We start from the raw sequence: 20,524 nt of genomic DNA on the forward strand, positions 1-20,524 counted from the left end.
TACTTAATTTTAATAATAACTAACAAAAAGAAATTGGAGTTTGCTTACTGTTATATAAGTTGCAGAAAATTTATTACGGCTAAGACTACTGCTAATACTCTTAGTGAAATTGTTGCTGACCTTGTTGACCGCTCATTTGCTGACCTTGTTGACCGCTCATTTGTTGGCCTAGTTGGTTACCCATTTGTTGACCTTGTTGACCACCCATTTGCTGGCTCACTTGATCAACCTGTGTTTGGGCCTGTGCAATAGCTTGATTAATTTGACTTAATGTTTGATTAGATTGTAGGTACTGTAAACCTTGATTTAATGTTTGAATAGCTTGTTGGATAGTTTGCTGTAATTGTTGATCCGCTTGTTGCATTTGTTGTTGAGATTGATGACTAAATTGTTGAAGTTGTTGCATTAGTTGATTAGCTTGTTGTAATCCTTGTTGTTGACCTTGTTGTTGACCTTGTTGTTGACTTTGAGTTGTTTGAGATAAAGATTGTTGTAACTGTTGAATTTGGTTTTTAAGGCTAGTTAATTCTTGTGAAACTTCTAAATCAGCAGCTTTACGTGCTACGGCTTCAACTTTTTTCTCAGTACGTTTGTCCATTTTTAACTCCTCCTTATGTAACCACATCATTGTGTGGAACATTTTTATAATGTACAAATTCTTATTTTTGATACTAAAAAAATAAAATTTAAAGACTAGGGAGGAGAGGGATATAAATAGTACTTTAATCGAAAATAGGACAAGCAATTTTGCTTGTCCTAGAAGGAGGAAATTTCAAAACACCAAATTGACTCGTATTGGTAAACAGGTTCCTGCATAGTATGATTCAAATTAAGAAAGTTATACAAAAATAGCAGGCAAAGAAACTTTGCCTGCTTGTGGGTTGAATGAGTTAGCCAATTGTGATGAAACGCCTTCCCATCCTTTTACAAGAAGAGTGAAGCCACTAGTTCGAATGGCTTAGAAGTATCGTGTGTATTTTAGTTGAAAAATATGTAAAGGAAGATAAAGAATTTATTTTATAGCAAAAAAGAGCATTATTTGTAAATGCTCTTGAAAGACGAGCATCAATAATTACAAGAGATTGGCTCAATAGAACGTAGGATTTTCTTATTTCAAGGTGAAAATTAAATGTAAAATAGGAGAACAGATACATAGACTGTTCTCCTAAGGAGCGGGAATACTGAATTTGAAGTGCATCTCAAATGACAATCAATCAAGCGTTTCATAAATAGTATGTACTTATGTTGAGATTTAATACAACAAAACAGCTAGCGTAGCTAACTGTTTTGTCTTAGGAAGAATTCAAGAAAATCTGAGATTCATTATGGAATAGCTATTACCAACTTATTTATAGTATGTGGATATTTTTGTAATATTATGTATGTGTTGAAAAGGTAATAAAAATTTCATTTTGTAGAAAAGAGGAAGCTAAAAAAGAGCACTATATAAGTGCTCTTTTCGAGAGTGAGTATAAATACCTATCATTCTATACTAGTATATGCACTGTATTATGTAGTTGATACTAAAGTTAATGTCAGTTTTTAAAATTAGAGGTTTCTACTAAAGAAACCTCTAAAAAGACAACTAAAGTTACGTTATAGTAAATTCAATTGCAATAGGAGTACCTCCATCTAGGACGGCTCCTCCTACAATAGTAGCAGCTGTAGTAGTCACACCAGTAATAGTATCACCAGTTTGAATAATGCCATTAATATAAAGCGTAAAATAAGCGTAAGAAGCAGGGAATGTTGTTACAGCACCAGTGTCATCAGTGAAGTCTGTGTTAGCAAAAGTTAAATCCGCTCCAGCTACAGTTCCTGTTGCTGCTGTACTTACAAATCTTCTTCCAGCTATAAAAGGTTTAACAATAGGCATTTATGTTCACCCCTTTTTGGGAATTAACTCAGACAAGTTTTTTGAAAGTCTTGTCCTGTATTGTATTCTATGTTGTGCTTCCTTTGAAAGATACGGCTTGTAAACTAGTAAAAAAGTATAATTCTTATGTGTTTATTAGATTTTGTATAAATTTAAACAAAATAATCCTTTTAAAGTAGAGCAAACAAAATATAGTCCGGCTAGAAAACTAGAGGACACCAATCCATTAAAGCAGCAGTTAAAGCTGTTTTAGGAATAGGTGTCCTTTTTATTTTGAAAAGAGAGATGAGGAAATGAAAGGGTTAAAGGATCAGTTACGTGAATGGAAAAAGCAATCAAAAAAAGCAAAGAAGAAAACCAAGAAAAAACGAAAAGAGAAATTAAGCACTCGTGAAATTGAAGATTTAATGGGGATGCATAGACCTTGTTATGAACGAAGATGTGGAGCAATAAGACAAAAGTAATCTAAAAATAAAAAGGAGTGGTCTTTCATGACTAAACAATTATCTTTCTTACCAAAAATCGATAGAACAGCGACACAAGAGGAATTAGAAGGTGTGTTGGAAAGTGTACGTATACATAGACAATTCGGGATGATGCGTAAAGAAATGAAGGTCACTCCTTCTTATGAAATGCGTGAGCACGGCCCTACACATGCAGTTGGTAAACCGTTAGAAGATGTTGCTATAGCAAATATTCAACAAAGCAAACGAGAAGAATGGCTTGAAAGAATGTCATTACGTATTGATCAATTTCTAAATCGATTAGGAAATGGACGTGCAGGAAGCATTCAGAGAGATATTATTTATAAACGTTATTTAGAAGAAGAGGACGTATGTGATTACATGGTTTATAACGAAATAGGGATGTCAGAGCGTACTTATCGACGTTGGAAGTCCAAAGCGTTTTATAAACTTGCTTTTGCACTTGGATTAGAAGTTTACGAGACAGAAGAAACGGTAGGTAATAAATAATGAATTTTGTTCAACCGATACGTGATCCAGAGCAAATACAACAAATTAAAGAATATCTAAAAGAAAAGAATGAACGCAATTATATTTTGTTTGTAATGGGAATTAATACAGGTCTACGTATTAGTGATATTTTAAAACTGAAGGTTGGAGATTTAAATGGCAGCCATATATCAATGCGTGAAATGAAGACAGGTAAGCAGAAACGTATTCAGATTACTGCAGCATTAAGAAGAGAGTTAAAGTGGTACATTGAAGATATGGAAGACTATGAGTATTTAATTAAGAGCAGACAAGGAAAGAATCGACCAATCGGAAGAAGCATGGCATATAAAATACTTAGTACCACAGCAGCAAAGTTTGGTTTAGAAGAGATTGGGACACATACATTACGTAAGACATTTGGATATCATATGTACATGCAGACAAAGAACATAGCTTTGCTGATGGAGATATTCAATCATTCAAGTGAACGAGTAACGTTAAGATATATAGGAGTAAACCAAGATGCAATGGATAAAGCAATGACTAGGTTTAAAATCTAATCATTGCTTTTTTGTTCGAGGATAGCAACATATGCTTATCGACTTAAGAACAGAAACTTACGCTTGAACATAAAATCAAATTTAGATGAGAAAAGCTATTTCAAGTGAATAGAATCCACTCTTTAAGAATACATAAAAAATATATATACAAGCGTATTCTAATCACTGCATCATTGGTGAAAGTAGAATTCTATAAATTTTGGAGGAAGAGATATGCAAAAAAAGGTTCTCCTGTTTACAGATTTAGGGATTGATGATGCGTTTGCTATACTGTACACCTTTTTTCGTAAAGACATTCAACTTGTAGGAATTGTGGCCGATTATGGAAATGTATCAAGAGAAGATGTAATAAGAAATATTAACTATTTAAAGTACATTGCGGGAAGAGAAGAAATACCTGTATTCCTTGGTGCTTCTGTACCGTTGACAGGTATAGTGATTCAGTATTTCCCTGAGGTACATGGAAAAGTTGGATTAGGACCTATTATTCCACCTGAAATTTCATATCCAGTTTATCCTTTAAATGATATTTATCAAATTATAGAATCAAATTTAGAAGATCTTACAATTATCAATTTAGGAAGACTTTCTTCGCTAGCTACGACTTTTGTATTAAATTTAGAAACAATGCGAAATGTAAGAGAATGCATTTGCATGGGGGGAGCTTTTTTCTATCCAGGTAACGTAACTGCTGTGGCTGAAGCTAATTTTTACGCAGACCCTTATGCAGCAAACTTAATTCTGCAGCATGCAAAGAACTTGACGATTATTCCTTTAAATGTGACTCAACACGCGATTGTTACACCCGAAATGGTCCAGCAAATTGATGCATTTCATCGGAGTACACAGGATCTTGCAGGACTCATCATCAAACCTATGTTAGATTATTATTATAATTTCTACTCCAAGTCTAATCCTGGTATAAGTGGAAGTCCTATGCATGATTTTGTAACGGTGTGGTATTTGCTGAATCAAGAGGCTGTTAGTCTTTCAAGGGTACCCATTAAAGTGATTCCTGATCAAGGGGAAGGATTTGGTCAAAGCATTGCAGACTTTCGTTTTGTTACTAATCCAGGCTATAAAACGCATAATGTAGCTTTTCAGTTTGATTATGAATGGTTCAAGAAGGATATTATGGAAACGTTCCTAAAGAAGAGAGTGTAACAGACTTTATTAATTTCAGATAATACGGATTATCTGAATGAAATATCACTGCGCTTCACGTACAAGAATTCGACTTTTTTAGGTTAAAATTCGTCTAACATACAAAGCTTCCGAAATGTTGGCTGTACCCTATCACTATCAAGCTAACAGAATAAAATCTTCCTAATTTCTGGTATGTTAAAACTTTAAGTTGATGACCATGTGGCGCTCCCCCACATCCATCAACTTAAGAAAAGTAAACACCTCAAAAACAAAAAATGAGTTGACTTCTCAAAATAACTAAATATAGAGAAAGAGAAATTTCATTTAGTGGGTACTTCAAAACCTTAGCTTGATTGCGATGGGGTCACCATATCAAAAAAGAAAATTGTGCGTTTAGACATATTTTTCAACCGCTTCCTGTACGTTAAGGGACTCGTTATTTTTTTACAGTTTTTTATTATGCAATTCAAAATAATTAATTATAATAGGTGAAAAAAACGATCAATAGTTGGGGTACGGAAAGGATTTGAATTTACATTCTTTCTCAATACATATCATGGAAAAATAAAGTAAAATATGGGTTGGGGCTATGTCTCATGTTGTGTTAATCCTAACAATAACTAAGGGTACATAATATGCTTTCATACCTTTGAATAATTTTGTTATAGAAGGGATGGAGACTTAACTGGCTCAAATTGTTGGTATTGATAGATACCTTTGTACTGGGGCTTTAATCTATATGCGTGAGGACCTTTCCCTAAGTCTTGTCAGGAAGTAAGGAACAGTAAGCAAACACTTATACAATATGAATAGAGGAGAGGAATGCCTTATGAAAATACGTGGTCAAATTACATGTGCAAGTCTGGCCCTTTTAATAGCTGGAAGTTCCCTGTTATATACAACATCAACCTCAATTGTAAAAGCAGAGCCCACTCAAAATGTATCTAGTTCGTTACAAACAAATATGCAACGAGATCGTACTTCCGTCAAGCAAGCAATGCGAGATACATTGCAACTTGGATACCCGGGGATACTTGCTAAAACTTCTGAGGGTGGAAAAACGTGGGGGTATGCCGCTGGAATAGCGGATCTGAGAACCAAGAAACCAATGAAAACAGATTTTCGCTTTCGCATTGGGAGTGTGACGAAGACGTTCACCGCAACAGTTGTACTTCAATTAGTTGGAGAGAATCGCCTGAAGCTAGACGACTACATCGAAGACTGGTTGCCTGGTGTCATTCAAGGAAATGGATATGATGGTAACAAGATTACTATCCGGGAGATATTGAACCATACAAGTGGTATCGCTGAATACTCAAGGTCAAAAGACGTTGATTTTACGGATACAAAAAAATCGTATACGGCTGACGAGTTAGTGAAGATTGGGATCTCTCTTCCCCCAGACTTTGCTCCAGGAAAGGGCTGGTCTTATTCAAACACAGGATACGTATTACTGGGTATCCTTATTGAAAAAGTAACTGGAAACAGCTATGCGGAAGAGGTTGAAAATCGAATTATTGAACCACTTGAATTGTCGAATACATTCCTACCAGGCAACTCAAGTGTTATTCCAGGCACTAACCATGCCCGTGGATATTTCCAACTAGACGGAGCAAGTGAGCTAAAAGATGTTACTTATTATAACCCAAGTGCAGCTAGCTCTGCTGGAGATATGATTTCTACTGCTGACGACTTAAACAAATTCTTCTCTTACTTGCTCGGTGGCAAATTACTGAAAGAACAGCAACTAAAACAAATGCTTACTACAGTTCCTACAGGAAAAGAAGGAATCGATGGATATGGTCTTGGAATCTATGAAACTAAGCTTCCAAGCGGTGTCTCGATATGGGGACACACAGGTGGCATTCTAGGGTTTACTACTCTTGTTGGAGGTAAACTTGGAGGCAAGCATACGCTGGTCGTCAATTGGAATAGTTTGGGTAGAACTGACAGTCCTAATCCTTTTAAAAAAATTTTACTTGCTGAATTTAATAAGTAGGAAAAAGGAAAAATTTATCGTAGTTTTCATAGTTAAAAATATACTTTTCTGTTTCAAAAGCCTCAACTTATTTTTTAGAAAAATTTGGGGCTTTTTTTGTTTTGGTAGCGTTTATTCTCCTTAAGTTGATGGATGTGTGATGCTACCCTATTCTATACGGTTACTCATTTTTATTGTGTTGTGTAACTCAAAAGAGAACGTGCTATGAAGCTATTAATATCAAGGGCTGTAGCGTTTGGATTAGTTACACACAATATAAGATATGGGTAAGTGGCAGTATCAAGGTATCGAATGGTGTATATACATAAATATAAAATGCAAGGGGGAGGTAATTGTGATTCATGTTAAATGAAGAACTATTAGAAGTAATAATTAAATACAAAAGGAATACTGGAAGAAATCCTGATATGTTAAAGCTAAATCCAAATTATTTTAGAAATATTCTAGAAGAATTGAATTATCCACATTGGATTATTAAAAAGAAAATGACAGAAATGAAAAAAAGTATATTCGGAGTACCAGTGGAATTAACGGATGCAGTGGAAAAATTTGAGCTATGAAAATGTTGGCAGAGTCGTGACCGCTTTTTGGCAGGAAATGTGTCGGTTATTTTGGAATTAACGTGTTATATTTGTATTGTGGGAAGTGGCGGAAAACACAACTCACTATGTTGTTTTTAAAATTCTAAACGGTTCGTAATGATGGCGCATAAAATCCGAAACCAGCAGATGGTAACGATTGAATGATACCGTTATTAAGGAGAGCTTTTGCTCTTCTTTCAGTTACTTAATAATGCATAAAAAGATTGGTGCAGCAATATTAGGTGATTGGAAGAAGGGTAAAACTTCATTTACCGTAATTAAAATACAAATAAATAATTGATATCAGAGCATCCATACCGGTTGCTTTTTTCTTTGTTATATAGAAATTACACATTAAACGTATTTAAATACTGTTTTAGGTATAACATGAATTGACATCAATGGTACAGATATTAGATGTTAAATGTACCGTGAAACTCTTGGAAATACAATGATGGGAAATTATAATGATATTGGTATATTACAGGAGAAGGCGCAATTGTAGGAGTAAAGGGGATATGCCCAGGTTGCATACCATATTGACCATATGAAGGATATTGAGGTAAATGTTGCCAAGCAGAAGCTGGAGCTACAACAATCCTCATCGGTAAAGGATTCATAATATAATCACTCCTAAAGTAGTATTCATGTAATAGGGTATGCGCTCACTGAATATAGATGTGCACAATCTAGGCCTATAAACATAATAATTAACGAACAGAAAATACGGTTACTAATCTTATGATGTGTCCATTAGGGATGTTTTATTTTTAGAACAAACATGTGTATAGTAATTAGAGCAGGCGCTGCCGTGATCTGGGTGGCGTCTTGTTTGTTGTTAAGGAAAAATAAGCGCAAACGTGTTGCATTTATTATGAGGTGATACATATGGAATTAGAATTATTAAATGATTTAACAGCAGAGTTAAAGACACGAGTTTTATCTGATGCAGTTACATGGGAATTAATTAATGATATTGTATTGGATCATTTAGAGAGAATGACAGATAAAACAAAAATGAATGAAATGGGTATAGGGATGTATGGTGTTAAATGGGAAGATGTTAATTTGAAACCATATGCAGCGCTAGATAATGTTATTGGTGTTAATGATGCTCATCTTATTAGCGGCCTTTCTCCTGGTCATATAAAGAATCTATGTGCAGCAGGTGCTATTGAATCCAAAAAGGTCGGCAATACGTGGATTTTAGATAATGAGAGATTTAGAGTATGGTTTGAATGCTCCCAATTAAACGAAACAAACTCAACACAACCCAAATATTGTAAGGGGTGATGGTATTGTCAAATGTACAATATACTGCTCATGCAAATAATGATAGTAAAGATGCTACAGAATATGTAAATGCATTAGCTTATATATCTTCATTTTTGTTAGCTTATTCTGATCAGAAAGTTATCGATAAATTGCTAACTCAATCCAATGAAAAAGAAACTGAACTAATTAATGGTATTTTAAGTAGATTGCAACTGCGTTTGTCCGAAAACTAGTGTCTCAAAAACAAAACATTATGAGACACTGAATATATGGGCATTAAAACCTATAAAAATGGTATAACAAATGTCTCAAAACTATGTCTCAATTAATAATTGATTTTGATACAGGAATTTGATACACTTTTTATATCAAATAACAAGGGATGATGGTGCATGATATTCGGATATGCTAGGGTTTCTACTAAAAAACAAAATTTAGATATGCAATTGGATGAATTAAACCGTTATGGTTGTGAAGAAATAGTTACAGAAAAAGAAAGTGGAGCAAAAAAGGACAGAAAAGAGCTTCAATTATTACTTGGCAAACTTCGCAAAGGTGATACATTGGTTGTTTACAAGTTAGATCGTTTAGGAAGAACCATGCATCAGTTAGTTAATTTATTGCAAGAATTTAATGATAAGGAAATTCACTTTGTTTCTATTAAAGATGGTATTGATACATCTACAACAATGGGAAGGTTTTTATTTCATATATTTGGTGCAATGGCTGAAATGGAACGCGAGGTTATTAATGAACGCGTTGTTAGTGGTGTAGCTGCTGCAAAAGAAAGAGGGAAACAAGGTGGGCGCAAACGTGCTCATACTCCGGAACAGATAGAGGGGATGCTAAAAATGGTTGAACAAGGGTTGCCTAAAGTTGATATCTGTAAGATGTTCAACGTTTCAAGGGCAACTTTATATAGATACATAAATGAAGAAGAGAAAAATACGAAAAATTTAAAGTAGCGAATCCGCTGCTTTTTTATTTTAAAAAAAAGAACCTGCAAACCTGCAGATTCTCCTGACAATGATTTATATAAGTAAGATTCGAAAATGAATTCAAGATCGCTTGTTAATTCAATCTGTTCTATAATCATTGTTTCTAATTTTCTTTTTTATATCTAAAAATCCTATAAGCATAATTGCTATAAATATTAATTTAGTCCAATGAAATTCTTGATGGAACATTAGCCCATAGAAGAATTCACAAGCATATATTACCCCAATGATGGGGAATAGCCAAATCATAAATTTTAAATCTTTTAAATGATATTTGTAATTATTGATTTTTTTCCACATATGTATCAGCTCCTTTTATTATGAGTTACTTATAATACTACATTTAAATTAATAGATTAACAATAAAATACAAAGAAATTATCGTGAGGTGGTGTAAATGGAAGAAGAAGCTATAAACGTTCCTACATGCTCTGTTTGTAATGAGCCGTGCATGTGGACATTAAAAATGCCATTAACTATTACTCATTTTGATAAAACATATCTCCGTGAAGCAAATACGGATAATGCTCATATATGCATTGAGTGTTTAGAGAAAGAAGTACAAACAATTGGATAAGGGGGCAGGTGTTATGTAATTATGGCCAGACAACGAAGTCCAGACCGTAACAAAGCGTATGAAATATTTAAAGAACATAACGGTGATATTACGAATCGTAAAATTGCTGAATTGTTGTCTACATCCGAAAAAACTGTAAGCGAAAAAACGGTTGGTGGATGGAAATCCAAAGATGGATGGATAGACAAATTAAATGGAGTACTCCATAAAAATGAAAGGAGTACTCCGAAGAAAGATACGGAGTACTCCAAAAAGAAACCAGGAGCACCCAAGGGTAATAAGAATGCTGTAAACAATCGTGGTGGAGCTAAAAAGGGTAATAAAAATGCTGTTGGTAATTCCGGTGGCGCTGCGCCACTACGTAATGGTAATGCTGCTACTCATGGTTTATATAGAAAGTACTTACCGCAAGAAATATATGATTTAAAAGAAGAATTAAAAGAAGCAGTTAACAACGATTCCTTAACAATCATTTGGGACAGTATTATGCTGCAGTACACTCAAATCATCCATGCTCAACGTATTATGTTTGTTAGAGATAAAGAGGACATGACAAAGGAACTGCGAAAGAAAAAGCTCACTGAAAGTGGATTTGAGGAAGAATGGGAAATTCAATTCGCCTGGGATAAGCAAGCTAGTTTCTTAAATGCTCAATCGAAAGCAATGTCAACATTAGTAAATCTTATGGAAAAATACGATAGGTTAGCTAATACAGAAGAACAAAAACTACGAATTGAGAAACTCAAGAAAGAAATCGCTGCTATTAAAGTTGATGGTGATACTAATCAGAATACAGAAGACTGGAAAGAGTCTCTTATGAAGATAGCAGAGCGCAGACGTAAGCAAAAGGAAGCTGAACAAAATGAGTAATACAGCTTTTAGCGAATTTATGGAGATTATCGATATTTATTGGGATGATCCTGTAGCGTTTGCTGAGGATATGCTAGGTTTTTATCCAGATGAATGGCAGAGAAAAGTTCTTATGGATTTGGCACAAAGTCCAAAGGTTTCAGTGCGTTCTGGCCAAGGTGTTGGTAAAACAGGTCTTGAGTCAGTCGTTGTTATCTGGTTCCTCTGCTGTAGGCCGAATCCAAAAGTTATATGTACAGCCCCTACAAAGGAACAGTTATTTACTGTACTTTGGGCCGAAATAGCCAAATGGTTAGAAGGAAGTGCAGTTAAAAATCTTCTTAAATGGACTAAAACACGAGTATACATGATTGGTAGTGAAGAACGTTGGTTTGCTACTGCTAGAACAGCAACGAAGCCGGAGAATATGCAGGGTTTCCACGAAGATTATATGTTATTTGTATGTGATGAAGCTTCTGGTATAGCAGATCCTATTATGGAAGCCATACTCGGTACTTTATCTGGCGCAGAAAATAAATTGTTTTTATGCGGAAACCCAACAAGAACAAGCGGTGTATTTTATGATTCTCATAATCGTGACAGAGATTTATATAAAATACATAAAGTCTCTAGCTTAGATAGCCCTCGAACCAGTAAAGACAATATAGAAGTATTGAAAAAGAAATATGGTGAGGGTTCAGATGTTTGGCGTGTACGTGTACTTGGTGAATTTCCTAAAGCAGAAGCAGATGCATTTATCCCGTTAGAAATTGTAGAGCAAGCAGCATCTTGTAAAGTGGAGCCGACTGGTGAAACACTTGACTTAGGTGTTGACGTTGCACGATTTGGTGATGATGAAACTGTAATTGCTCCAAGGATAGGAAATAAAGTCTTTAAATTATTAAACCACTATAAACAAGATACTATGGAAACTGCTGGTCATGTATTGAAATTAGCTAAGGAATACATGGCAAAGTACAAGCAGTTAAAAAGAGTTGATATAAAAGTCGATGATAGTGGTGTTGGTGGTGGTGTTACGGACAGATTGAAAGAAGTTATTAAATCTGAACGATTACCATTCAAAGTATATCCGGTTGTGAACAATGGGAAGCCGCTTGATGATGAGCATTATGATAATGCAGGTGCAGAAGGTTGGGCCGTAGTAAGAGATTTACTTGAAGAGAATATGAAAGCATTTATACAGGGTGAAGAACCTACAATGGAGATTCCAAATGATGAAAAAATGATTTCTCAATTTTCTAGCCGTAAATACAGAATAACAAGTAGAGGTAAGATTGCATTAGAGCGAAAAGAAGAAATGAAGAAACGCGGATTGCAATCACCTGATAGAGCAGATGCTATAGTTCTAGCCTTCTATAAACCAAAAGTAGTTATGGGCGGAAAGGTTAAAAGAGTGTAGTCGAACATTTATTGTTCGGCTATTTCTTTTGCTCTCCATTAATAGAAGAAAGGAGGACACACAAACGATATGAGTGACAAGAAAACCATAAAGAATGTAAAAGTATTTGGTATTAATAAAGCAGCAGATGATCCAAAGAATAGGGAAGATAACAGTAAGCAAATGGCGGTTGACCCATTTGCACAAATATATGGTGATAAGGGATTGATTAAACCTCCTTATGATATGAAAGTGCTGCTTGATATAAAAGAAAGTAACCCTATTCATTCTGCTTGCATTAGCGCTAAAGTTGATGATATTGCTGGTGTTGGTTTTGACTTTGCTCCTTTTGAAGAAGTAAAAGAAGCAGCGAACCAGGAGCAATATAAAAGGTTAAAAGACTTTATGAGGAATTGTAATCCGGAAATGACAAGCTCTGAAATCATAAGGGCCGTATGGGACGATTATGAAACAGTCGGATGGGGCATTATTGAAGTTGTTCGTAATAACAAAGATGAACCGTCGGAACTATACCACATTCCAGCTCATACGGTTCGTGCTCATAAAGATAAAGTACGCTTTGCTCAAATTGTAAATAACAAAGAACGATGGTTTAAAAAGTTCGGTTATCCTGATGATTTCCGTCTTGCTGATGGTAGACCTTTAAATGAAGAAGATATTGCAGAAAGCGGAACAGAAAAAGCCGGAGAAGTAATTGTTATTCGTAAATTCGGTTCTCGTTCTTCTTATTATGGAATACCTAATTATGTTAGTTCTATTGGCTCAATAGTCGGCTCTCAAGCGGTAAGAGATTACAATATTAACTTTTTTACAGGCAAGACTATTCCAGACGCTCTACTATTCCTTGAGGGTGTCGATGAAATAGATGAGGGAACAGAAAACGAACTAAAAGCATTTTTCTCTGCAGAAACTAAGGGTGAACATCATAAGTTGGCCGTAGTTCCTGTTCCACCAGGAGCAACAGCTAAGTTAGAAAAAGTCAGTCCAGACGTAAAAGAAGGTAGTTTCCGTTTATATAAGCAGGATAGCGCAATGGAGATATGTGTGGCCCATCGTGTACCACCTTATCGTATTGGTTGGGCTATGACAGGTTCATTAGGACAAACAACTGCTAAAGAAATGAACGAGATGTACAAGCGTTCTATTATTGAACCTGGACAAGAAATATTAGAACATCGATTAAATAATCAATTGTTCCGTGTATTTGCTGAAATACTAGGTGGCTTAGATTGGTATTTCAAATTAAATGAAATTGATACGGATGATCGTGAAGCAGATTTGAAGTATGCGAAAGACAGTTATGATGGTGGAATATTAATGCTGAATGAGTCACGAAAAGTAGTAGGTTATGAACCTGTACCAGGGGGAGATAAATTCATTAATGATAAAACTGAAACTACCCTCCCTGAACCAATTGCAAAAGCTGCAGATAATGAGCAAGAGAACATAATTGCTATTAATGCATTTAGGGAAAAGCATGAAGAAATAGAGAAAGCTATGCAAAAGAAGGTCACTGATTTTTTTCAGAGCAGGGAAAACGGCTCTTAAACCTGCTTCCCGTAATTCGTATTAATAAAGCAGATGAAGAGATTGATCTTGTAATTGCAGAAGCAGAAGTTGATGAATTTCTGGATAGTGTTGATTGGGATGAGGAACGACAAATGTTTGTCGATGGAGTCACGGACACACTACAGGATGATGTAACAGAGTTTGTACAGAGTACTATAGCTTCTAACGGTTTAACCTGGATGGTATTAGATCCAATTGGTGACGTTGCTGCAAAATGGGTAGCTACTTACGCTTTTGAATTAGCAAAGGGAATCCATGAAACCACTAAAGATAGATTAAGAGAAACAATGCTAAAGAATCTTAGTCAGGGAATGGGTGTCGATGCATTAAGTGTTTCCATTGCAGATGTAATGTCAGAAGCGAGCAACTACAGAGCGATGATGATTGCACGTACAGAAACTACATATGCAATGAATTACGGCAATTTAATTGCTTATAAGGGCGCAAATAGAAACAAGAAAACATGGCTTACAGGAAACGATGAGCGTGTTTGTAAAGAATGTGGTGGTTTACATGGGGAAACGGTAGATATTGATGGTCTATTTAGTAATGGAAAGATGTGCCCACCAGCTCATCCGCATTGCCGATGCACTATGATTTCAGAAGAGTAATAAAATACACCTATTTAATTGGGGTTTCATCGTCAAAACGTATATGGCTTTAAATTGGCTGCTATGCGTTTTGACAGTGGAACCCCAATATTTATAGGGAAGGAGGTAAAACGATGGGATACGAACTAAAAAACGCCAATATTAGTTATGTTTCATTAGTTACAAAGGGCGCAAACGGTCGTCAATTTGCCATTATGAAAAGTGAATCTGCTAAACAACCAAATATATCAAAGCAAGTTCCAATCCTTAAAACAGAGGAAGAGAAGCAGCTTGTTACAGGAGTTGTGTATGAACCGGATGTAGAAGATTCACATGGGGATACAATGACTGCAGAAGAAATAGAAAAGGCCGCTTATACCTTTATGGAAAATTACCAGCACATCGACAAGCAACATGACGAAATCGCTGGTAAAGGAACAGTTGTTGAAAACTGGATTGCTAAAAGTGATATGACAGTAGGCGAACAAGAAGTACAAGCAGGAACATGGCTTATGACTGTTCGCGTTGATGATGCAGACACCTGGGAAGAAATTAAAAAAGGTGAAGTCACTGGTTTTTCTATGGGTGGATTTGGTGAACGTGTAGAAATCGCCAAGACTGATGATTTTACTCATGAAGATAAAGGCCTTATTCGAAAGATGTTAGATTTCGTTAAAGGTGAAAGTCACAAAGTCACAAAAGGCGAAGTAAAAGACCGTTTTATTGATGAAAAACAAAAGCGTGATTTGCGAGCTGTATTTAATTTGTTTGAAGATGTGTTCTATTGGGGAATTTGGGAAAGTAATCCCGATATCGACCGTATGGCAGCTGCTCTGGATGATATGAAGGACATACTTTCTTCTATTAAAGGTGGTTACACCATTGCGAAATCAGAAGATAGTGTACAAGCAGAAAGCATTGTATTAGAAAGTATTAAAAAAGCCGGGAAAGTTTTATCCCAAAAGAATCATGCAAAATTAGATGAAGCATTAGCTTTAATTAGTGAAATAAAAGAAGCTGCTTCACCACAGGAGGAAGAGGAAATGAAAGCAGAAGATATTGCAGAGATTGTTAAACAAGCAGTAGAGCCACTAGCTACTAAGTTAGATAAGATTCAAAAACAAGTGAATGGTGAGGAAGCAGAACCGACACCAGAAGAGCAAACAGAGGAAGAAAAAGCTGCAGCAGTTATTCAAAAAGCACTAGAACCAATCACAAAGCGACTTGAAAATATCGAAAATGCTGCTTCTATCCGTAAAGGTTTAGATCCAGATGAAGAAGTTACACCAGGACAACAACAAATTAAAAAATCTAAATGGGCAGGATTGAACCTGTAAGGGGAGGTTTTATCATTATGACAATGACTAACGCACAATTATTAAAACGTTTAGATCGTATTGAAAAGGCAGCAATGACAACAAGTGGAATGAATGCAGGATTATTAAATCCAGAACAAAGTAAAGAGTTCTTCCGAATGGCATTCGATACAACACCATTCTCACAATTACATCGTAAAGAAATGCGTAAAGCAAAACAAGGTGAATTAGATAAAATTGCAATTGGTGGACGTATCTTACGTAAGAAAACAGAAAACAGTGATGATAATTACCGCGCAGGTGTTCAAACTTCTAAAATTGAGTACAATACAAAGGCTATTCGCTTACCTTGGGAGATTACAGAAGAATTACTGCGTGAAAATATTGAGGGTGAAGGTTATGAGGATACTGTAATGGCCCTTATGTCTACACAATTAGGTATCGATTTAGAGGATTTACATTGGAATGGTGATACAGAATCTTCCGACGGAATGTTATCTATTAATGATGGATGGTTGAAAAAAATCAAGAAATCGAAAGAGTCTCATATTGTCGATCATGCTAAATTGGTAACTGGTACAGGCGAAGCTGCTGCGGCAAATGGATTTGGAAAAGGCTCTATCTTTGCTTTATCCGGTGCAATGCCAAATAAATATAAAAACAGCAACCTACGTTGGATTATGTCTCCAAGCCGTAGAGAGAAATGGATTGAGTATTTAACAAATCGTCCTACTGGTGCTGGTGATGCCGCGTTACTTGGAGCAGGAGATCAAGTTAATAAACCAATGGGATACGGAATTGTTACGGTTCCATCTTTAGAAGACGATGTTATTATTCTTGCAGACCCTAAAAACTTTATTGCAGTTAATACATACGACACTCGTGTTCGTAAAACTACAGAAGGTAAAACTGCAGTAATGGAAGATAAACGATTCTATGTAATTCACTTTGATGACGATGCTGTAATTCAGGAAATGGATGCAGTAGCAATCCTAACAAATATTCCGGATACGTTTGGAGCTTAATATCCAGGTGTATTTTTTATGGGAATAAACCCTTTGTTATTAGGGTTTTGAATGTATACTTTTTTAATGTTTTCTTGTTTTTAACGGAAAACGAGACAGAACCAATAAAACCAACAATACGAATGTAAACTTTCATTGATTAGTTTACATTCGTATTTTCAATGAGAAAAAACACAGCAATGACCTAGGCTATATTGTGAATGCTCATAGTACTATATGTTGGATATCAAAAACGTGTTAAAAAGTAAACTTTTAATAATTAGTTTACATTCGTGAAAGGGGTGTTAATTATGAAAGTAGTTACGCTGCGATTAGGTGGTACTTATACCGCTTATGGACAAAAGTTTAAGAATGGCCAAGAAGAAACAATAGCAAATGATAAAGCTGATTACCTTGTAAGTACTGGAAATTTTGAACTTTTAAAAGAAGTCGATAAGAAGGAGAAAGAAACATAATGGATATTACCTTGCAGGACATTAAAGACCGCGTAAATGTACAGAAGATGCCTGATACAGTTATTCAAGAACTAATAGATTACTATGCGGTTATTGCTAGAAAGTATTTACGAGTAAAACCGGAGAAGCCGATGAAAGAAATCATCCAAACAAGTAAACTAGCTTGGCTTTCTTTTCCTGCTGAATCTATAGCAAAAGTAACTCATGTTAGTTCTAAACAAGATATGACCGATTCTATTACTGTAAATGGGCGTATTGTTTATGGTTTATCCGAAAATCAGTTATATGAATTTGAATATAAGATACGAGATTATGATGATCTGCAGGTACTTATGAAGAAATGTAATATTGATTTGGTTGTTTCTGCAGTAGTTCGTGCTAACTTACAACGAAAAGGTATGAAGACATCGGAGAGTATTGGTGATTATTCGTACCAGATTAGCCCAGAAACGTTAGATGAACCAGCTACAAACAATAAGATACTCAATGGTTTAAAAGGTTTTAGAGCAAGAGTTAAGCCGGTGATGGCCACATGAACGAAATGTATTTCGATGATGGTGGAATGGATGATTTATATATTCATGAGGTAGTTGTAAAACGAAAAAAGAAAAAGAAGCAATCCGCTGGTAACTATGCAGAAGTACCAGAGGACGTTTACGAGAAGATGATTTGCCGTGTAACAACTAATTCTGCTGCTGATAATGAGAGGTTCAAGCGTGATAAACAAAATTTCGATACAACCTTTAAGATATTTGCACCTGCTTCTTACAAAATTAAACCTAATGATCGTATCCATTTCAAAAGTGAAGAATTAGGCGTTGATTATATGTTTGAAGTAAAAGGCGAACCGCGTAATCCTGCATTTATGAATCATCACATTGAGATTTATTGCGAAAAGGTATGATTATATATGGCAAATTCAGTGGAAATTGAGTACTCAAGCAATATGGAGCAAGTAAAGACACATATTAACGCTATGTGTGTTGAAAAGGTCACAGCAGCATCTATTCATTTGCAAAATCAAGTTAAGAAGAATCTCACAGGTAGCCGTAGCGGTAAGCAATACAAAATACCTCATACAAGTCGTAAATATACCGCTTCTAAACCAGGTGAAGCACCTGCTGTTCGTACCGGGGATTTATTAAATTCGATTAAGTATAATGTCAAACGATCACAATCGGAAGTGTTAGGCGCAGTAGGAAGCGATTTGAAAAAAGCAATATGGCTTGAAACTGGTACAAGTCATATGGAAGCCCGTCCATTCCTATTAAAAGCGTTTGAAAAAGAACGTAGAGAACTTAAAAGAATGATGGGAGGGTAATAGATGTCTAACGCTATTGCAGCTATTAGAATACTTGTAGAGAACGATGAAATAATAAAAGCTAATCTATCAGAATATGGTGAAGGCGAGGGCAAAGGCCCTGCTCTTTCATTCCAAACTGCACAAGATGATATGGAAATGCCTTATGTAGTTATGAGAATTGAAGCAGATAATCCGGATGATGTTGAAATTATAGATCGTATGATTCTAAATTTCGATGTGTATTGTGATAATGGGGATTATGATAAGGCAAAGTTAATTGCTACACGTATTGAGAAGTTACTAGATAGAGAAGTTGGTTTAAAAGATGATGGGATACTTTCTATACATCGTGCAGGGAAACTGCCGGTACCGGATGAAGACCCATCTATCATTCATATAAATGCGAAATTTCTTGTCCGAACCATGCGAACGGACTTGTATTAGGGGGTAGGACAAATGAGCTGGAAATTAATTAATGGTGTCCGTGAAGGGACTACAGATAATTTTGTTATCGGTCCTGGTGTCATGTACAAAGGATTTAAAAGTGTAAAAGAATTAGGTGAGCTTGTAGGAGCGACTACAGGCGGAACTAAAGTGGGTTTTGATCGTGAGTATTATGATGCAGATATTGATGGTGTGCTAGGTAAAATGGTGCGTGGTAAGTGGTTATTAAAAGATGAACCGCATGTAGAACTTACATTAGTAGAGTTCACAAAAGAAAACCTGCAGTTAGCTTTACCTGGTATGACGGTAGATAGTACAACTGAAGAAGATTACGATATTATGAAACCTTCAAATGATATTCCAGATTCAAACTATCATGATATTGCACTCATTGGTATGATTTCGGGTAGTGAGCTACCAGTCATTTTTGTAATTCGTAATGCAATGGTAGTTTCATCTATTGAAGTAGATCTAAAAGACGGTAAAGGAACGGTTGGTTTAAAGTGTAAATTTATCGGTCATTATAGTGAGTCTGCACCAACTACACCACCATACTCAATTTATCTACCAAAGAAAAAGAAAGCAACAGCACTTAAAGCACCGGCTACCGAATAAATGGTAGTCGGTTTTCTATTGCATAAAACAAGCTGAATGCTAAAAGGAGAGAACAAAATGACTTCTATATTAGAAAAAATGATGAATACCGGTACAGAAATTACAATCTTAGGTGAAAAAGTAACGATGCGACGATTAAATGTAACGGACGTTTGGCGATTCGCTAAGATTATTTCGAAGGTTGGACGCAGCGCAATAGTTAACTTCGCTGATTTCGGTAAGGATAAGCAAGCAATGGATGAACTTACTAAAGCAGCAGAATCTCTTCCAGAAGAAGAAAAACAAGCACAATTAGTTGCACTTAAAGAGAAGCAGCAACAAAAAGGATTAGAATTTGCTTTCCGTGTTCTAACGATGATCCCTGCTTGTGAGGATGATTTTACAGAGTTCTTTGCTAGTTTATTAAAAGTAAAAGCAGAAGAATTTAGACAGTTCCCTCCGGAAGCAATGGTTTCTGTTATTCAAGGATTACTGGAAAGTGAAGACTTAATGACTTTTTTCAACCAGGTCAAGGGACTCGTGAAAGTTCAGAGCGAGAAATGGAGCCAATCAGCAGCAGCGCCAATCCTAGCGTAAATGAAGACTCAGATGAATATTTAGAAGAAGCAGAACAAAATATGTTACGTGCTTTCGACAAGATACAAAAACGGTATGGATGGACAGATGATTATGTCTTATCAATACCGTATTCGCGTTTAATGGACCTGTTTTCTCTAATTGCACGAGAAGAGCAGCAAGAAGAACTAAATGAGTGGAAGAAGATGGCGTTCATTGGCTTTCAAACTCGTCAGCTTGAAGAAGGTACTACTTTCAATGATTATCTTCAAGCCTTTGGGCTCACTGACAACCAGGGCGATAAAGAATCGTCTTATGAAATGGGTGAAGTATGGACGAAAGAAGAATGTGAAGCGCATGTTGAGCAGATCATGGCCCACTTCCAAGAAGACGATGAAGATGCAGAATAAAATGG

Annotated in this window: 28 protein-coding genes; 24 read left to right on the forward strand and 4 right to left on the reverse strand. The window is 35.8% G+C overall.

Annotated features, from left to right (window positions below; translation table 11 throughout):
- Window positions 1–100 precede the first annotated feature (100 nt).
- Window positions 101–598 carry a hypothetical protein gene (locus MKY21_RS10615; protein WP_341076183.1) on the reverse strand — a complete coding sequence of 166 codons (498 nt, stop codon included), beginning with the start codon at window positions 596–598 and terminating at the stop codon, window positions 101–103.
- Between the two features lie 993 nt (window positions 599–1,591).
- A complete protein-coding gene (locus tag MKY21_RS10620) occupies window positions 1,592–1,876 on the reverse strand; it encodes a DUF4183 domain-containing protein (protein WP_341076185.1) in 285 nt (94 codons plus the stop codon).
- A 293-nt stretch (window positions 1,877–2,169) separates the two neighbouring features.
- On the opposite strand from MKY21_RS10620, the gene MKY21_RS10625 reads away from it, so the two are divergent.
- The 6 genes from MKY21_RS10625 to MKY21_RS10650 all read left to right on the forward strand — a co-directional run bounded on the left by MKY21_RS10625 (window position 2,170) and on the right by MKY21_RS10650 (window position 7,097).
- Entirely contained in the window at window positions 2,170–2,340 is a 171-nt protein-coding gene (locus MKY21_RS10625) for a hypothetical protein (RefSeq protein WP_098659967.1), read from the forward strand.
- Between the two features lie 27 nt (window positions 2,341–2,367).
- On the forward strand, window positions 2,368–2,850 hold the full coding sequence (locus MKY21_RS10630) for an ArpU family phage packaging/lysis transcriptional regulator (protein ID WP_070183773.1): 483 nt from the start codon (window positions 2,368–2,370) through the stop codon (window positions 2,848–2,850).
- On the forward strand, window positions 2,850–3,392 hold the full coding sequence (locus tag MKY21_RS10635; protein ID WP_001012135.1) for a site-specific integrase: 543 nt from the start codon (window positions 2,850–2,852) through the stop codon (window positions 3,390–3,392). Before MKY21_RS10630 ends, MKY21_RS10635 begins: the two co-directional genes overlap by 1 nt.
- 213 nt (window positions 3,393–3,605) lie before the next feature.
- Window positions 3,606–4,556, forward strand: a complete 951-nt coding sequence (locus MKY21_RS10640) for a nucleoside hydrolase (RefSeq protein ID WP_016117709.1) — start codon at window positions 3,606–3,608, stop codon at window positions 4,554–4,556.
- Window positions 4,557–5,367: 811 nt separating this feature from the next.
- Complete coding sequence (locus MKY21_RS10645; RefSeq protein WP_100616968.1) at window positions 5,368–6,537, forward strand: serine hydrolase; 1,170 nt, start codon at window positions 5,368–5,370, stop codon at window positions 6,535–6,537.
- Window positions 6,538–6,878: 341 nt separating this feature from the next.
- A complete protein-coding gene (locus MKY21_RS10650) occupies window positions 6,879–7,097 on the forward strand; it encodes a hypothetical protein (protein ID WP_000930969.1) in 219 nt (72 codons plus the stop codon).
- 434 nt (window positions 7,098–7,531) lie between these two features.
- On the opposite strand, the gene MKY21_RS10655 is transcribed toward MKY21_RS10650, so the two are convergent.
- Window positions 7,532–7,738: a hypothetical protein gene (locus MKY21_RS10655; protein WP_001068927.1), complete on the reverse strand. Its 207-nt coding sequence runs from the start codon at window positions 7,736–7,738 to the stop codon at window positions 7,532–7,534.
- A 268-nt stretch (window positions 7,739–8,006) separates the two neighbouring features.
- Here MKY21_RS10655 and MKY21_RS10660 point away from each other — a divergent pair, with 268 nt between their 5' ends.
- From MKY21_RS10660 to MKY21_RS10670, 3 genes are all read left to right on the forward strand, one after another.
- The gene (locus tag MKY21_RS10660; protein WP_000418198.1) at window positions 8,007–8,411 is read left to right on the forward strand and encodes a hypothetical protein; all 405 of its coding nucleotides are present in this window, start codon (window positions 8,007–8,009) and stop codon (window positions 8,409–8,411) included.
- Window positions 8,411–8,626 (forward strand): hypothetical protein, encoded by a 216-nt coding sequence (locus tag MKY21_RS10665; protein ID WP_000244509.1) that lies wholly within the window; start codon window positions 8,411–8,413, stop codon window positions 8,624–8,626. The genes MKY21_RS10660 and MKY21_RS10665 overlap by 1 nt, the downstream gene beginning before the upstream one ends.
- Before the next feature lie 159 nt (window positions 8,627–8,785).
- On the forward strand, window positions 8,786–9,358 hold the full coding sequence (locus tag MKY21_RS10670; protein ID WP_000576166.1) for a recombinase family protein: 573 nt from the start codon (window positions 8,786–8,788) through the stop codon (window positions 9,356–9,358).
- Window positions 9,359–9,469: 111 nt separating this feature from the next.
- On the opposite strand, the gene MKY21_RS10675 is transcribed toward MKY21_RS10670, so the two are convergent.
- A complete protein-coding gene (locus MKY21_RS10675) occupies window positions 9,470–9,691 on the reverse strand; it encodes a hypothetical protein (RefSeq protein ID WP_100616967.1) in 222 nt (73 codons plus the stop codon).
- Between the two features lie 97 nt (window positions 9,692–9,788).
- Here MKY21_RS10675 and MKY21_RS10680 point away from each other — a divergent pair, with 97 nt between their 5' ends.
- The 15 genes from MKY21_RS10680 (at window position 9,789) to MKY21_RS10750 (ending at window position 20,519) form a co-directional block, all read left to right on the forward strand.
- Window positions 9,789–9,968 carry a hypothetical protein gene (locus tag MKY21_RS10680; RefSeq protein WP_086392344.1) on the forward strand — a complete coding sequence of 60 codons (180 nt, stop codon included), beginning with the start codon at window positions 9,789–9,791 and terminating at the stop codon, window positions 9,966–9,968.
- Window positions 9,969–9,989: 21 nt separating this feature from the next.
- A complete protein-coding gene (gene terS, locus MKY21_RS10685; protein WP_086392345.1) occupies window positions 9,990–10,838 on the forward strand; it encodes a phage terminase small subunit in 849 nt (282 codons plus the stop codon).
- A complete protein-coding gene (locus MKY21_RS10690) occupies window positions 10,831–12,237 on the forward strand; it encodes a DEAD/DEAH box helicase family protein (RefSeq protein WP_015670499.1) in 1,407 nt (468 codons plus the stop codon). Before terS ends, MKY21_RS10690 begins: the two co-directional genes overlap by 8 nt.
- Before the next feature lie 69 nt (window positions 12,238–12,306).
- Window positions 12,307–13,785: a phage portal protein gene (locus MKY21_RS10695; protein ID WP_061663819.1), complete on the forward strand. Its 1,479-nt coding sequence runs from the start codon at window positions 12,307–12,309 to the stop codon at window positions 13,783–13,785.
- Between the two features lie 113 nt (window positions 13,786–13,898).
- A complete protein-coding gene (locus tag MKY21_RS10700; RefSeq protein WP_086392347.1) occupies window positions 13,899–14,417 on the forward strand; it encodes a phage head morphogenesis protein in 519 nt (172 codons plus the stop codon).
- Between the two features lie 113 nt (window positions 14,418–14,530).
- Window positions 14,531–15,733: an XkdF-like putative serine protease domain-containing protein gene (locus MKY21_RS10705; RefSeq protein ID WP_341076192.1), complete on the forward strand. Its 1,203-nt coding sequence runs from the start codon at window positions 14,531–14,533 to the stop codon at window positions 15,731–15,733.
- Window positions 15,734–15,750: 17 nt separating this feature from the next.
- On the forward strand, window positions 15,751–16,737 hold the full coding sequence (locus MKY21_RS10710) for a phage major capsid family protein (RefSeq protein WP_044795829.1): 987 nt from the start codon (window positions 15,751–15,753) through the stop codon (window positions 16,735–16,737).
- Between the two features lie 290 nt (window positions 16,738–17,027).
- Window positions 17,028–17,192, forward strand: a complete 165-nt coding sequence (locus tag MKY21_RS10715) for a YqbF domain-containing protein (protein ID WP_341076194.1) — start codon at window positions 17,028–17,030, stop codon at window positions 17,190–17,192.
- Window positions 17,192–17,728 carry a hypothetical protein gene (locus MKY21_RS10720; protein ID WP_341076197.1) on the forward strand — a complete coding sequence of 179 codons (537 nt, stop codon included), beginning with the start codon at window positions 17,192–17,194 and terminating at the stop codon, window positions 17,726–17,728. Before MKY21_RS10715 ends, MKY21_RS10720 begins: the two co-directional genes overlap by 1 nt.
- Window positions 17,725–18,096: a hypothetical protein gene (locus MKY21_RS10725; RefSeq protein WP_341076198.1), complete on the forward strand. Its 372-nt coding sequence runs from the start codon at window positions 17,725–17,727 to the stop codon at window positions 18,094–18,096. The genes MKY21_RS10720 and MKY21_RS10725 overlap by 4 nt, the downstream gene beginning before the upstream one ends.
- 6 nt (window positions 18,097–18,102) lie before the next feature.
- Window positions 18,103–18,513, forward strand: a complete 411-nt coding sequence (locus MKY21_RS10730; protein ID WP_000024034.1) for an HK97-gp10 family putative phage morphogenesis protein — start codon at window positions 18,103–18,105, stop codon at window positions 18,511–18,513.
- A 3-nt stretch (window positions 18,514–18,516) separates the two neighbouring features.
- Window positions 18,517–18,939: a hypothetical protein gene (locus tag MKY21_RS10735; RefSeq protein WP_341076200.1), complete on the forward strand. Its 423-nt coding sequence runs from the start codon at window positions 18,517–18,519 to the stop codon at window positions 18,937–18,939.
- A gap of 12 nt (window positions 18,940–18,951) precedes the next feature.
- Window positions 18,952–19,554 (forward strand): hypothetical protein, encoded by a 603-nt coding sequence (locus MKY21_RS10740; RefSeq protein WP_086392352.1) that lies wholly within the window; start codon window positions 18,952–18,954, stop codon window positions 19,552–19,554.
- 57 nt (window positions 19,555–19,611) lie between these two features.
- Complete coding sequence (locus tag MKY21_RS10745) at window positions 19,612–20,130, forward strand: hypothetical protein (protein ID WP_000200742.1); 519 nt, start codon at window positions 19,612–19,614, stop codon at window positions 20,128–20,130.
- The gene (locus tag MKY21_RS10750) at window positions 20,094–20,519 is read left to right on the forward strand and encodes a hypothetical protein (RefSeq protein ID WP_086392353.1); all 426 of its coding nucleotides are present in this window, start codon (window positions 20,094–20,096) and stop codon (window positions 20,517–20,519) included. The genes MKY21_RS10745 and MKY21_RS10750 overlap by 37 nt, the downstream gene beginning before the upstream one ends.
- Window positions 20,520–20,524 lie beyond the last annotated feature (5 nt).

This window comes from Bacillus sp. FSL R9-9497, assembly GCF_038005805.1.
GTDB classification, from domain to species: Bacteria; Bacillota; Bacilli; order Bacillales; family Bacillaceae_G; genus Bacillus_A; species Bacillus_A cereus.

Bases quoted from the DNA above. Each gene is read 5' to 3' on its own strand.
- MKY21_RS10640 (WP_016117709.1), top strand. From the start codon at position 3,606: ATGCAAAAAAAGGTTCTCCTGTTTACAGATTTAGGGATTGATGATGCG.
- MKY21_RS10725 (WP_341076198.1), top strand. From the start codon at position 17,725: ATGAACGAAATGTATTTCGATGATGGTGGAATGGATGATTTATATATT.
- MKY21_RS10750 (WP_086392353.1), top strand. From the start codon at position 20,094: ATGGAGCCAATCAGCAGCAGCGCCAATCCTAGCGTAAATGAAGACTCA.
- MKY21_RS10710 (WP_044795829.1), top strand. From the start codon at position 15,751: ATGACAATGACTAACGCACAATTATTAAAACGTTTAGATCGTATTGAA.
- MKY21_RS10705 (WP_341076192.1), top strand. From the start codon at position 14,531: ATGGGATACGAACTAAAAAACGCCAATATTAGTTATGTTTCATTAGTT.
- MKY21_RS10635 (WP_001012135.1), top strand. From the start codon at position 2,850: ATGAATTTTGTTCAACCGATACGTGATCCAGAGCAAATACAACAAATT.
- MKY21_RS10625 (WP_098659967.1), top strand. From the start codon at position 2,170: ATGAAAGGGTTAAAGGATCAGTTACGTGAATGGAAAAAGCAATCAAAA.
- MKY21_RS10735 (WP_341076200.1), top strand. From the start codon at position 18,517: ATGTCTAACGCTATTGCAGCTATTAGAATACTTGTAGAGAACGATGAA.
- MKY21_RS10665 (WP_000244509.1), top strand. From the start codon at position 8,411: ATGGTATTGTCAAATGTACAATATACTGCTCATGCAAATAATGATAGT.
- MKY21_RS10680 (WP_086392344.1), top strand. From the start codon at position 9,789: ATGGAAGAAGAAGCTATAAACGTTCCTACATGCTCTGTTTGTAATGAG.
- MKY21_RS10745 (WP_000200742.1), top strand. From the start codon at position 19,612: ATGACTTCTATATTAGAAAAAATGATGAATACCGGTACAGAAATTACA.
- MKY21_RS10630 (WP_070183773.1), top strand. From the start codon at position 2,368: ATGACTAAACAATTATCTTTCTTACCAAAAATCGATAGAACAGCGACA.
- MKY21_RS10655 (WP_001068927.1), bottom strand. From the start codon at position 7,738: ATGAATCCTTTACCGATGAGGATTGTTGTAGCTCCAGCTTCTGCTTGG.
- MKY21_RS10670 (WP_000576166.1), top strand. From the start codon at position 8,786: ATGATATTCGGATATGCTAGGGTTTCTACTAAAAAACAAAATTTAGAT.
- MKY21_RS10660 (WP_000418198.1), top strand. From the start codon at position 8,007: ATGGAATTAGAATTATTAAATGATTTAACAGCAGAGTTAAAGACACGA.
- terS (WP_086392345.1), top strand. From the start codon at position 9,990: ATGGCCAGACAACGAAGTCCAGACCGTAACAAAGCGTATGAAATATTT.
- MKY21_RS10700 (WP_086392347.1), top strand. From the start codon at position 13,899: ATGTTTGTCGATGGAGTCACGGACACACTACAGGATGATGTAACAGAG.
- MKY21_RS10675 (WP_100616967.1), bottom strand. From the start codon at position 9,691: ATGTGGAAAAAAATCAATAATTACAAATATCATTTAAAAGATTTAAAA.
- MKY21_RS10645 (WP_100616968.1), top strand. From the start codon at position 5,368: ATGAAAATACGTGGTCAAATTACATGTGCAAGTCTGGCCCTTTTAATA.
- MKY21_RS10615 (WP_341076183.1), bottom strand. From the start codon at position 598: ATGGACAAACGTACTGAGAAAAAAGTTGAAGCCGTAGCACGTAAAGCT.
- MKY21_RS10620 (WP_341076185.1), bottom strand. From the start codon at position 1,876: ATGCCTATTGTTAAACCTTTTATAGCTGGAAGAAGATTTGTAAGTACA.
- MKY21_RS10690 (WP_015670499.1), top strand. From the start codon at position 10,831: ATGAGTAATACAGCTTTTAGCGAATTTATGGAGATTATCGATATTTAT.
- MKY21_RS10740 (WP_086392352.1), top strand. From the start codon at position 18,952: ATGAGCTGGAAATTAATTAATGGTGTCCGTGAAGGGACTACAGATAAT.
- MKY21_RS10715 (WP_341076194.1), top strand. From the start codon at position 17,028: ATGAAAGTAGTTACGCTGCGATTAGGTGGTACTTATACCGCTTATGGA.
- MKY21_RS10650 (WP_000930969.1), top strand. From the start codon at position 6,879: ATGTTAAATGAAGAACTATTAGAAGTAATAATTAAATACAAAAGGAAT.
- MKY21_RS10695 (WP_061663819.1), top strand. From the start codon at position 12,307: ATGAGTGACAAGAAAACCATAAAGAATGTAAAAGTATTTGGTATTAAT.
- MKY21_RS10730 (WP_000024034.1), top strand. From the start codon at position 18,103: ATGGCAAATTCAGTGGAAATTGAGTACTCAAGCAATATGGAGCAAGTA.
- MKY21_RS10720 (WP_341076197.1), top strand. From the start codon at position 17,192: ATGGATATTACCTTGCAGGACATTAAAGACCGCGTAAATGTACAGAAG.